This is a genomic window from Nitratireductor aquimarinus, assembly GCF_017255295.1.
In the GTDB taxonomy this organism is placed as follows: domain Bacteria; phylum Pseudomonadota; class Alphaproteobacteria; order Rhizobiales; family Rhizobiaceae; genus Nitratireductor; species Nitratireductor aquimarinus.
Genome location: NZ_JAFKDE010000004.1, coordinates 29,434 through 41,890, shown reverse-complemented (window position 1 = coordinate 41,890; position 12,457 = coordinate 29,434). Strand labels below are relative to the sequence as shown.

7 protein-coding genes are annotated in these 12,457 nt (G+C 59.7%); 6 read left to right on the top strand and 1 reads right to left on the bottom strand.

Going from position 1 to position 12,457, the window contains the following annotated elements:
- The first annotated feature begins 16 nt into the window (after window positions 1-16).
- The 4 genes from JYP46_RS07550 (at window position 17) to JYP46_RS07535 (ending at window position 3,938) form a co-directional block, all read left to right on the top strand.
- Window positions 17-1,045 (top strand): trans-3-hydroxy-L-proline dehydratase, encoded by a 1,029-nt coding sequence (locus tag JYP46_RS07550; protein ID WP_206547753.1) that lies wholly within the window; start codon window positions 17-19, stop codon window positions 1,043-1,045.
- 135 nt (window positions 1,046-1,180) lie between these two features.
- The gene (locus JYP46_RS07545) at window positions 1,181-1,555 is read left to right on the top strand and encodes a hypothetical protein (protein ID WP_206547752.1); all 375 of its coding nucleotides are present in this window, start codon (window positions 1,181-1,183) and stop codon (window positions 1,553-1,555) included.
- A 71-nt stretch (window positions 1,556-1,626) separates the two neighbouring features.
- On the top strand, window positions 1,627-3,105 hold the full coding sequence (locus JYP46_RS07540; protein ID WP_206547751.1) for a multicopper oxidase family protein: 1,479 nt from the start codon (window positions 1,627-1,629) through the stop codon (window positions 3,103-3,105).
- A 389-nt stretch (window positions 3,106-3,494) separates the two neighbouring features.
- Window positions 3,495-3,938, top strand: coding sequence for a c-type cytochrome (locus tag JYP46_RS07535; RefSeq protein ID WP_206547750.1), 444 nt, complete (start codon window positions 3,495-3,497; stop codon window positions 3,936-3,938).
- On the opposite strand, the gene JYP46_RS07530 is transcribed toward JYP46_RS07535, so the two are convergent.
- A complete protein-coding gene (locus tag JYP46_RS07530) occupies window positions 3,931-4,368 on the bottom strand; it encodes a YqaA family protein (RefSeq protein ID WP_113152807.1) in 438 nt (145 codons plus the stop codon). The two genes, JYP46_RS07535 and JYP46_RS07530, sit on opposite strands and share 8 nt — an antisense overlap.
- 763 nt (window positions 4,369-5,131) lie before the next feature.
- Here JYP46_RS07530 and JYP46_RS07525 point away from each other — a divergent pair.
- Together JYP46_RS07525 and JYP46_RS07520 are read left to right on the top strand one after the other, a co-directional pair.
- Window positions 5,132-5,731 (top strand): ribbon-helix-helix domain-containing protein, encoded by a 600-nt coding sequence (locus JYP46_RS07525; RefSeq protein ID WP_206547749.1) that lies wholly within the window; start codon window positions 5,132-5,134, stop codon window positions 5,729-5,731.
- Between the two features lie 486 nt (window positions 5,732-6,217).
- Window positions 6,218-12,457, top strand: a complete 6,240-nt coding sequence (locus tag JYP46_RS07520) for a DUF5801 repeats-in-toxin domain-containing protein (protein WP_206547748.1) — start codon at window positions 6,218-6,220, stop codon at window positions 12,455-12,457.

Sequence of the window (12,457 nt, the reverse complement as noted above, 5' to 3'; positions counted from 1 at the left end):
CAAAGGAGACGATGAGATGCGCAGCAGCAAGACGGTTCACGTCATTTCCGCCCATGCCGAGGGCGAGGTGGGTGACGTGATCGTGGGCGGCGTCACGCCCCCGCCGGGCGACACGCTGTGGGAACAGAGCCGGTGGATCGCGCGGGACGAGACGCTGCGCAATTTCGTTCTGAACGAGCCGCGGGGAGGCGTCTTTCGCCATGTGAACCTGCTTGTGCCGCCGAAAGACCCGCGCGCCGACGCTGCCTTCATCATCATGGAGCCGGAAGACACGCCGCCCATGTCCGGCTCGAACTCAATCTGCGTCTCCACGGTGCTGCTCGATGGCGGCATTCTGCCGATGACCGAGCCGGTCACCGAGCTGGTGCTTGAAGCGCCGGGTGGTCTGGTCCGGGTGCGGGCCGAGTGCGCCAATGGCAAGGCGCAGCGCATTTTCGTGCAGAACCTGCCGAGCTTTGCCGCACGGCTCGATGCGCCGCTGGAAGTGGAAGGCCTTGGCACGCTCAGCGTGGACACGGCCTATGGCGGCGACAGTTTCGTCTTCGTGGATGCGCAGGCGCTCGGCTTTTCGCTGGAACCGGATGAGGCGCATGATTTGGCGCGGCTTGGTGTGAAGATCACCGCCGCCGCCAATGAGGCGCTGGGGTTCCATCATCCGGAAAACCCGGACTGGCGGCATATCTCGTTCTGCCTTTTCGCCGGCCCTGTCGAGCGCGATGCGGACGGTCTGCGCGCAGGTGCTGCGGTGGCGATCCGCCCCGGCAAGATCGACCGCTCGCCCACCGGCACTGCGCTCAGCGCCCGCATGGCGGTTCTGGCGGCGCGTGGGCAAATGGGGCCACAGGACCGGCTGACGGCTGTTTCGCTGATCGGCTCGACCTTTACCGGCCGCATTCTCGGCGAGACCCGTGTGGGCGACGTGCCAGCCATCCTGCCGGAAATTTCCGGGCGTGGCTGGGTCACGGGCATTCACCAGCACATGCTGGACCCCGACGACCCCTGGCCCGGCGGCTACCGCCTCTCCGACACCTGGGGCGCACGATAGGCCAACTCCTCGTGGGCCGTTTGAAGCGCCACGCAGACATGATGCATGGTGGAGTGCACCCGCGTGCCGACGGGGAGCGTGTGCTGCATTGTGCCGCAGCTCTCCAAGACATGATTTCCTGATGCTGACAAACCCATGGCGACCCTCTATCCAGTCGCCATGGTTCGAATCCTGATGATCATTTCTACGGTGCTTTCGCTTTCCGCTGTGCTCTTTACGGCGCAGGCGCATGAGGCTGGCATGATCGGCGGGGGCGGCTACAGCGCCCACTCTCAGCACGTGGAAGACATCTCGTCATCGAAGGCTTCTTGCGGCGGCGAAGAGAAGCATGAAGCCGACATCGGCCTGTGTGATTTCATCTGCGCCGGGGTGTCGGTGTTGCCATCGCTTGAGCGTATCGCGCTGAACGAAGCGACCCGGCGGGGGAAATATCTCCGTTCTCCAGACGAAACTCTGCCTTCAACGACACCTGGGTCGAATTACCGACCTCCCATATTGCGTCTCCTCTGAACACGCGGCGGGCCAGCCTGCCGCGATCCTTAGAAGCTTTGAATGGGACAGGTCGTCCCAAGGTGACGCATATGAAAACGTTTTCCAGACGCGGTTTTCTGACCGCAAGCGCAGCCATGCTTGCTGCATCCCGGTTTCCGACCCGGGCCCACGCCCAACAGGCGCCTTCTTTGGGGCTTTCTGCGGCCAGCCGCACGCTTGATATCAACGGACGCGCAGCCACGGTCTTCGGCCTTGCCGGTCCTGAAGGACAAGGCTTGACCCTTGATCCCGGCCAGCATTTCCGTGTGGATCTGACCAATGAGCTTGAGGTTCCGACCATTGTCCATTGGCACGGTCAGATTCCGCCGAATGTTCAGGACGGAGTGCCTGACATGCCGCAACCCCTGCTCACTCCCGGCGAAACACGCAGCTTTGATTTCGCGCCTCTACCTGGAACCCATTGGATGCACAGCCATGTGCCAATGCAGGAAATGCAGTTGCTTGCTGCGCCTTTGATCGTGCGCCGGCCGGAAGACGTGGCTGCGGACCGGCAAGAAGCGGTTCTCTTTCTGCATGATTTTTCCTTCAAGGCACCCGAAGAGGTGATGGAAGAAATCCTTCGTGGCCATGGAGGCAAGCACGGAAGCGGCGACGCCGATGCAATGTTGGGTATGGACCACAGCGGAATGGATCATGGCGCGGGAGCCATGGGCGATATGTCTGACAATATGGGTTCGATGGATATGAGCGCCATGGACCTGAATGACTATGACTGGGATGCCTATCTCGCCAACGACCGCACCCTGTCCGATCCTGAAATTGTTCAGGTGGAAAAGGGCGGTCGCGTGCGGCTCCGCATCATCAATGGAGCATCTGCCACCGTCTTCTGGATCGACACGGGTGCGGTCGAGGGGCGGCTCGTTGCGGTGGATGGACATGAGGTGCAGCCGGTCGCAGGCTCCCGCTTCGGCGTGGCCATGGGCCAGCGGCTCGACATTGAAATCGATCTGCCGAATGAGGGCGGTGCGTGGCCTGTTCTCGCACGCAGAGAGGGCGCGCGCGAGCGCACCGGCATCGTGCTTGCAACATCGGGCGCCGCCGTCAAAAAGATAAGCTCTCTGGCGGAAACGGAGGCCCCTGCCTTCGATATCGATCTGGGAAAGGAAGCCCGTCTGCGGGCCATCGATACATTGCCGGCCCGTGAGGCGGATCGCACCCATATGGTTATGCTTGGCGGTTCCATGCAGCCCTATATCTGGACCATCGATGGCGCTACCTGGGGCAGGCATCGGCCGATACAGGCGACCAGCGGTCAACGAGTGGAACTAATGTTCCACAACATGTCGATGATGGGTCATCCGATGCATTTGCATGGTCATGCCTTCCAGGTTGTTGGCATCAACAACCGCCGCTTTGCGGGCGCGCGGCGCGATACGGTCTATGTGCCACCAATGTCCATGGTCACAGTGGCTCTGGATGCGGGGGAGGCCGCGAACTGGATGCTGCATTGCCATCACATGCCTCATCTCGAGTCGGGCATGATGACCGAGTTCAGGGTGACCGCGTGAGTGCCTCATGAACCGCACCCGGCGGGCCGTCAGCAAATGGTCGCCTGCCGGCTCCATAGCATGATGAAGCCTGCCACATATGGCGCAGCGGCTTCAGGTGGCGGCTGCCAGAGTGACGTTTCAACCTGATGGTTGATCGCGATAGCCACGGGGAGTGTCCCGTGGCTATTTTTAAAACAGGCGGCTCTGGATGAACCATTCGACCGGACACGCGATAAAGACGCAATCTGTCCGTGGCATGGCCCTGTCGTCGGTCCTGGCATTCAAATGAAGGACGTCCAATGAACAAGAGAAACACGGTCTTATTGGCGGTGCTCGCAGCCGGTGTCGGTGCCGCTACGATCTGGGGACGCGGCGATCCGGGCGGGTCCGCCACGACAACGTAAACGGTGGTGAACGTCACCCTCCCGGATACCTTTTCAGGGGCCGCGCTTATGGGGCAAAGGGCGTTCAACTCGACCTGCGCTGCCTGCCATGGGGCCAATGCCGCTGGAAGTGATGCCGGCCCGCCGCTGGTTCACCGAATTCATGAGCCATCACATCATGGAGACGAGGCGTTTGAACTCGCCGTCAAGAATGGTGTGCGGGCGCATCACTGGAAGTTTGGAAACACGCCTCTTCAGCCGGAGTTTACCGATGCCGATCTGAGCGCTGTCATTGCCTATGTGCGCGAGCTTCAGCGTGCAAACGGGATTGACTGGATCGAGCTGACGCATGACCTCTCGGGACCCGAACCAGCGGCGATGCGCCAATCTGTTCAGCTCATCCGGGTTCGAGCGGCAAAATGCCTGAGTTCGGGCATTCGCCAGGGACCGGGAGCGGAAGTTACATGAGATTCATGGTCGCTGCGGTGAGCGCCAGATATCGTCCAGTTTTAGCAATGGTGACAAGCACGAGGAACACAGACAGCGGCTCTTTCATTATTCCAGCGGCCAGCGTCAGTGGATCTCCGATGATCGGCATCCAGCTCAACAGCAGAGACCATCTTCCGTATCGACGATACCATCGCTGCGCACGCTGAAGCGCTTTTTCGGATACTGGAAACCATCGCTTGTCGCGGAATCGCTCGATGCTGCGTCCGAGCACCCAGTTAACGAACGATCCCGCCACATTGCCGAAGCTTGCCGCAGCCACCAGTGCCCAGACCGCGTGGGAATCGGTGAGTAGCAGGCCGACAAGAGCAGCCTCTGACTGCATCGGAAACAGAGTGGCCGCTGCAAAGGCGCTGAGGAACAGCCCCAGATAAACCGTAAGAATGCCCAAACGTCTCCCCAGAACCGCAAGTGATGGGATCCTGCGCCCACATGTGCGCGAGGTTCCAGAGCCCAAGGGAATTCTGTTCCATAAAGCTCGTCAATATTGCTTGCTTGTTTGGAATGGTAGCGGAGGAGGGATTCGAACCTCCAATCCTTCTAAATCATTGATTTTCGCAATCAAATATCTGACATTCGCGTTTAGTCATCTTGTACGCTCGTACCGGGACCAGAAAAAACTGTCAAGTGATCGACCGCATGGCGCAACGATAACTGGCCGCCGAGATCATTCTCGAAAGGCTCATCGGCGGTTCCTGCTGCATCAAAAATGGCTCCTGAATAACCGCATGACACTCGGACGGTTCCGCAAGGTAAGGTCGGCCGCCGTCAATACATCGTGCGATGGTAATCTGCACCAGCGGAAAATCTGGCCCAGTGAACTTCGTTGCGTCGGGCAACAGGTGCACTGTTACGCCCCGTGCATGGCGGCTGATCATTGCCGGTGGCATTTTGGGTTGTTCGGGATATCATTTGGCGGATTGGGTCAGTGGTAGGCACCCTGTCGCGCTTGAAATTGCTTCAAGAAGAGGGGGGCGTTCCCGGATGTTTATGGACTATCTCACAAGCGAAGGGCTCGCTCTTCTCAATCATGCGCAAACAAGTTGGCAACTCCACCCATGTTGATATGATTGTAGTTAGGGGGCATTCGCGCTTGACTGGAGAATTCGGAAAAGAAGAAGCTGCATGAAACGCTTTGGGGGCGGTGCGCGACGATGAGCGATGATCACAAATCAAATGAGAAATGGGCCCTCGCGCCGCGCTTTCGCTTGGTTCGGGTCGGCGGGAAACGTCGCGGAATACGTTTGGAAGAAGTCTATTGGGAGGCCCTTGATGATCTTGCCGCTTCCAGAGGCGAACCCCTTGGAGAGGTCATTGCCCAGTGTGAGGGCCGCTTAAATGAAGGTGCCAATCTTACTTCCGCCCTGCGTGTAGAAGCGGTAGAGTATCTGCGCAATGAACGCGAAGCTATCCGGTCCGTTAGCGAACTGAACGCGGTAGAAAATCAGGTCCAAGCCTGCCCAACACCCTGCTTTGCGCTTTCGGATGATAAGCGTCTGATCGCACAAAATCCGGCATTCATTCATTTTGTGCAGACGCGGTTTCCGTTACACAAGGCTAATCAAGGCGTGCACTTATCCCTTGCCATGCCGTTTGCCGAACTGATCGATAGGCTGAAGGCCGAAGGAACTGGTCTGGCGACAGTTGGCTTCGTCATTGGGGTTGCCGGACAAACGGTCCGTGGGCAGCTCAACGCAATTTTGGCCCCCATGATAGATAGGGATGCTATCATCGCTTTTGTTTTACCCAATTGACGGCTGAGACCGTGAACGAAAATGATCGCGATGACTGGTTCCTCGCAGCTGATCGTTGTATCGATGGAGGGGAGAGTGATTTATCTTAAAGTCTGTTCTGGGCTTTGGGTTTTATCGTTCATCGTCCACTCGGCTTTTGGCTTCATGGTCTAGTAACGGTGCGATCGAAGAAGAATTGATATATAATATTATTTCACCTCATTAACCAAGTTAAATTTATTTCTATTTTGTATATCTGATTATATCAATTGAAACTCCCTAGCATTGTCTGTTGATGATTGCCGTGCTTGATTTTTAGAAAATCGAACATGGGGGTTTGTCATGGCCAATCATAAGTTCACGGGTGGTACGATCACATCTGGCAAGGGGATGCCTTCGTCAGTTGGTGATGAGAATGCATCCTCTGTCTTATTGGCCCAAGATGCCCAAGAGCCGGTTCCAGTGGATCCGGCAACGGTCGAGTCGGATGGGCAGCCTGATGCGCAAGTGCCCGCTGCGTCCCTTCCAGCTGAGCTGGCGGCTGATGCAGACAATGTTGTCCGCCTTCCGCAGGGTGTCTCGATCGACGAGATCAGGCTCGACGGAAACAATCTGGTTCTCGTGCAGCCCGACGGCTCGACCGTCACCATTCTCAACGCCGCTCTCAAGGTGCCCACCTTCCTGATCGGCGATGTGGAAATCCCCGAACTCGCGCTCGCCGCTGCCCTTCAGGCCAACGGCATCGACGTCGCGGCCGGTCCCGATGGCGCGCTGACCGTGGTGTCCGCCGCCTCCCAGAGCGGCGGCGGCGGCTTCAACACGCCCAATGGCGATATCGGCGATGCCGGCCCCGTGATCGATCTTCTGCCTCCCACGGCATTGCAGTTCGGCACGCTGGAGCGGCGCGAGCTGTTCCCCTCGAACCGGGAGAACGATTTCCCCGAGCTCAGCATTGTGAGCCTCGGAACGCCGCCCGGACAGGTGAATGAGAGCGCGCTTGCCAGTGGATCCGGTGGCGGCACCACCAGCACGCTGGGCAATGTTCTGGTCGATCCGGGCGATGATGGCCTTGGCTCGCTTGTCGTCACCAATGCGTCCGGCGTCAGCGTCGACGTCACCAATGGCGGCAGCATTCAGGGTGTTTATGGCGAGCTCATCGTCACGCCGAATGGCGATGGCACCTACAGTTTCGAATATGTGCTGACCACCAACACCATCGATCACGCCAATGCCGGCCAGACTGGCGCAGACGATGTGGTCACCGACACGTTCGATTTCGTCGTCACCGACGGCAATGGCGACACGGCGTCCGACGAGCTCACCATCACCATTACGGATGACGGGCCTGCCATCGACCTCGCGCCTGCGGCAGAAAGCGAGATTGTCCTTGATGAAACGGACAATGATGCCGACGACGGCGATGTGGGCGGCCTTCTGGCTGACCTCACCGTTCCTGGCTCCGCTCTTTTCACGGAAACGGCGACGCCGGGTGCCGATGGCGCGCAGTCCAAGGTCTACTCGCTCATCCTGAACGCCGGCGCGACCGGCCTCACCGACACGCTCTCGGGCGAGCCGGTCGTTCTAAGCGAAGAAGGCGGCGCAATCGTTGGTCGCACGCAGACGGGCGGCGACGAAGTGTTCCGCATCAGCGTGGATGCAAACACGGGCGATATCACCGTTTCCCAGTCGCGTGCGCTGTTCCACGACCAGAATCCCGGCTCGGACGCTGAAGCTCATGACGAAAGCCTGACGCCGGAGGTGATGAACAGCGGTCTCGTTTCGCTGAACGTTGTTCTGACCGATGGCGATGGCGACACCGCCAGCGACACGGCCGAACTCGGCGCGCTGATCAAGTTCCAGGATGATGGTCCTGTTCTTGGCGAAGTGACGGCTGTTGCCGCCGGCGCCCTGACGCTGGATGAGAGCCTGGCTTCTGACGGCGGCCTTGCGAGCGATACGCTTGCGCTTGCCGGCCACTTCGCGGCGGTGAACTACGGGACGGATGGTGCCGGCACGACCACCTATGGCTTTGCGCTGTCAGGGTCAGGCGATCCTGTGGCGTCTGGCCTTTATGCGCTGAACAGCGTCGATGGCACGTTCACGCAGGGCACGGAGATCACGCTCAGCCTGAGCGCGGACGGCCAGACGATCACCGGCTCGGCCGATAGCGAGGATTACTTCACGATCACGGTTGATGACACGGGCACGGTGACGTTCACGCAGCTGAACAACATCTGGCACAGCGATGTCGAAGATGCGGATGATGCCGAGGTGCTGTCGCTTGCAGCGGACACGCTTGTTCTGCAGCAGACGGTGACGGATCAGGACGGCGACAGCGTGACGGCGGATCTCGATCTGTCGGGTGGTGTGTTCGAGATCGAGGATGACGGTCCTGTTCTTGGCGAAGTGACGGCTGTTGCCGCCGGCGCCCTGACGCTGGATGAGAGCCTGGCTTCTGACGGCGGCCTTGCGAGCGATACGCTTGCGCTTGCCGGCCACTTCGCGGCGGTGAACTACGGGACGGATGGTGCCGGCACGACCACCTATGGCTTTGCGCTGTCAGGGTCAGGCGATCCTGTGGCGTCTGGCCTTTATGCGCTGAACAGCGTCGATGGCACGTTCACGCAGGGCACGGAGATCACGCTCAGCCTGAGCGCGGACGGCCAGACGATCACCGGCTCGGCCGATAGCGAGGATTACTTCACGATCACGGTTGATGACACGGGCACGGTGACGTTCACGCAGCTGAACAACATCTGGCACAGCGATGTCGAAGATGCGGATGATGCCGAGGTGCTGTCGCTTGCAGCGGACACGCTTGTTCTGCAGCAGACGGTGACGGATCAGGACGGCGACAGCGTGACGGCGGATCTCGATCTGTCGGGTGGTGTGTTCGAGATCGAGGATGACGGTCCTACCATTATCGTCCCGAAAGATGCCGTTCTCAGCAACTCGGCGGGCACCCCGCGGGAGTTCGATCTGGATCTCGATGGCATGGTCACCGACAATTACGGTACCGATGGCGCAGGTACGGTGCGCTTTACTGTGACGGACGGGCAGGACAGCGGCCTCACTTCAGGCGGCCAGCCGATCACCTACCACCTGTCTGCCGGCGGCACGGCTCTGACCGCCAAGGTCGGCGGGGCAGAGGGCACGACGGTCTTCACGGTCACGCTTGATCCTGCAGATGGCACCTACACTGTGGATATGGATCGTCCGGTCGATGCCTTTACCCAGGTCGATTTCGATCCGGGCATCTATGATTTCGTCGGCGGCAACGATCCGTGGGCCGGTTTCGTGCCCAATGGACAGGACGGGAGTGTGCAAAGCGGCTCGCCGGTCGATGATAACTCCCGTGATCTGCTGTTGACGCCGATCGGCGCGAGTGGCTCCTCGATCAATGGAAATGCCAATTCGGCTGGTGTTGGCGGGAGCGGCAGCAGCGGCCAGAACATTGGTACCGGTGAGGGCATCCGGCTGGACTTCGTTCACGATCTGACTGGCGATCCGGCCGGTGCGCCGGCGGATTACCAGGGCAACGTCGGTCAGCAGGATCACTTGTTCGATGGCCACTACACGGTGAATGGCGCAGCGGTCACTTTCGGAGATGGTTCGTCAGACACCACAATCCAGCTGAGCGCTTTCGATGACCCGGACGGCAACACTACGGTTGGAGACGGAACAGGCGACGACATCACGAGCATCGTGATCGCCTATGACGGTGAAAACCAGGTCATCACCTATGATCAGCAGGACACCTACCCGACCACGGTCACGGTTGGCAGCTCGGGCGGCCTTGCCGACCGCAGCTACACGGTCGATTTCGTCATGGTGGGTGGCGCTCGTGTGGCAGAGGTCACGGGCGTTCTGGACACGCGGGTCACAATCACCAGCTTCACGGCGGATGGCTATAACAGCCTCGAAGTGCTCTATATCTCGGGCGACGACTTCGCCATGACCGGGTTCGGCACATCCGTGGTGAGCACGGATCCGGTGGACTTCACCCTGCCCATCGAGATCGTTGACGGAGATGGCGATACGGCTCCTGCCGAGATCGACATCACGCTTCAGCCCGACGCAGCCCCCACGATCAGTGCGTTCACCACCGAGGTCAACGAGGCTGGTCTTGCGGGGGGCTCTGAAGAGGGTGCGGCGAGCACGATGGACACGGGCGCGCTCAGCATCGCGCTCGCATCGGGCGACACGCTGGACACGCTCGAGGTGAGCGACGTCAATGGCAACTGGGTCGATGTCACGGGCGGTGGCACGGTGCAGGGCAAGTTCGGCCTGCTGACGGTCACGGCGAATGGCAGTGGCGGTTACTCCAGCTCTTACCAGTTGAATCAGAACTCGCTCGACCATAATGTGCGACCCGGCAAGGGCACGCCCGAAGGCGTGGCGGAACGCTTCAATGTTCGTGCAAAGGACAATGATGGCGACTATTCGGCCGTCGATACGCTGAAGGTCAATGTGCTCGACGATGCACCGGAGGCCGTTGCCGACAATGCAAGCCTGACGCTCGGCACCGAGAACTTCAACATCGCTTTCGTCCTCGATTTCAGCGGCAGCGTGAGTAAGAACGAACTCGATGCGATGCTCGACGCGGTCAAGGCGGCCGGTCAGGCCTTCTTCGATGGAACCTCGGGCAATGTGCAGATCGAGCTGGTCGCTTTCTCATCCAGCGCCAGGGCTGCAGGACCGTTCACCGACTATGTGTCCTTCGCAGCGCAGATCAATGCCTGGAACCCTGATGAGGGCGGTTCCCGCCCTTACAACGGCGGCACCAACTTCACAGCGGCCATCCAAAAGACCATGGCCGTCTACACGCCGCTTTCGGATCACAACAATCAGGTCTTCTTCCTGAGCGATGGCAATCCGAATGACCAGACTGGCACTGATGGACATTCGCTCAATGGTAGTACGCAGACGGACTGGAACAATTTCGTTCAGGACAATGACGTGACTGTGCAGACGGTCGGTATTGGCAATAACATTGATAACGAACAGCTGCAGGATCTCGATGAGGCCGATGGCAGCGATGTGGTGGTCTCGGTTTCGAACTTTGATGATCTGGTCACTGCATTGCTCGATCTCACCAATCAGGTGGATGTCTCCGGTAATGTCCTGCTCGGCAACGACAATGCCGTTGGCGGTGGTGACGACGACATCCTTGGTGCCGATGGCGGTCGTATTCTCTCCATCACGGTGGATGGCGTCACTTACACCTACCAGGTTGGCCCGGACAAAATCTTCAATGATGGCGGCCAGCCGGCCATCAGCGGGTCGAGCCTTGTCGTGGACGGTGCACTTGGCGGCGAACTCTCGTTCAACTTCGAGACCGGCGCGTGGAGCTATCAGGCCGATGGCGGCACAACGCCCGGAACCGAGAGCTTCGACTATGTTCTGGTCGACAATGATGGTGACACCAGCGGCGCATCGCTGACGATCGATATCCTGCCGCCTCCGGGCGCAACGGATGACGTGGTGCTGACAAATATCACCGATTACTCGGCAATCGATATCCCGACGGCAGCCCTGCTGCACAATGATCCGGCTCCGGCGAGCCCGCTCAGTGTCGACGGGGCGAGCAATCCGCAAAATGGCGGTGTGAGCCTGGCCGGCGATGTCACCTTCACACCATCCAGCACGCCGGTAGAGTTCGTGGATGAGGACTTCAGCAGCGGTGAAGGCTCCTTCATCTATCGTGACGCCTATTATCCGGGCACGGGTTCGCAAGCCGATGGGTTCCGCTCCACAAGCGGGCCGGCCAGTGGCGGTGCGATGAAGATCGAGCTCGGCGATGGCGGCGGTAGCGACCGCTACAATGTGAATGGCGCGTTCACGCGAGCCTTCAACCTTGCATCGGCAGCGACCGTGACGATCACGTTCGATTATTACGCAATGCTGACGGCCGAAACGGATGTGGGCGAAGATGTCCGCGTTCTGGCCGGTGTCGATGGCGAAGCATTTGGATCGGGCGGCGTCGTTGATGAACTTCTGGGTGCATCCGGCAGCAGCGGCGGCGACGCCGTGACCGGCTGGAAAACCTTCACCACGACGATCGATCTGTCTGCCGGTGATCACACACTGGCGCTGGGCGGTCTGCTTACTCAGAAAACGAAAAGCGGTGAATTCGCCGAAGTCTATTTCGACAATGTCAACGTCGAGTACACGCCGACGCCATCCTTCACCAGCGGCGGGTTCGATTACTCGGTCTCCGATGGCAGCGGCTTCACCGACGATGCACATGTCAGCGTCACCGGCGTCTCGGGCAGTACCATCACCGGAACGGATGCGGATGAGGTTCTCGTCGGTGGCGATGCAGCCGATCTGTTGGATGGCGGCGAAGGTGACGATTTCCTCATCGGCGGCGATGGTGCGGACGTGCTGATCGGCGGCGAAGGGCAGAACACCTACGATCTGACCGATACCGACGGCGCCATCGATACGGTGGTGCTCGATCCTTCCGCACTCACCGGCATGAACCCGGATGAGATCATCGGCTTCAGCTCCGAAGACGTCGTGGATATCTCCGAGCTGGTTTCGCTCTCGACCACGCCCGACGACAGTATCGGTGATTTCGTCAGGCTCAACCCCGGCGACGGCAAGGAACTGCAGGTGGATGCGGACGGAACCGCCGGCGGAGATGACTGGGTGACAGTCGCCACATTTGATGTGCAACCCCCAGCTTCCATCACGATCCTCTACAAGGACGATAATGGCAGTGACACTTCTGGCACATTCTGA

Excerpts from the sequence above, each read along its gene's own strand:
- JYP46_RS07550 (WP_206547753.1), top strand. The coding sequence starts at position 17 with ATGCGCAGCAGCAAGACGGTTCACGTCATTTCCGCCCATGCCGAGGGC.
- JYP46_RS07545 (WP_206547752.1), top strand. The coding sequence starts at position 1,181 with ATGGCGACCCTCTATCCAGTCGCCATGGTTCGAATCCTGATGATCATT.
- JYP46_RS07540 (WP_206547751.1), top strand. The coding sequence starts at position 1,627 with ATGAAAACGTTTTCCAGACGCGGTTTTCTGACCGCAAGCGCAGCCATG.
- JYP46_RS07525 (WP_206547749.1), top strand. The coding sequence starts at position 5,132 with ATGAGCGATGATCACAAATCAAATGAGAAATGGGCCCTCGCGCCGCGC.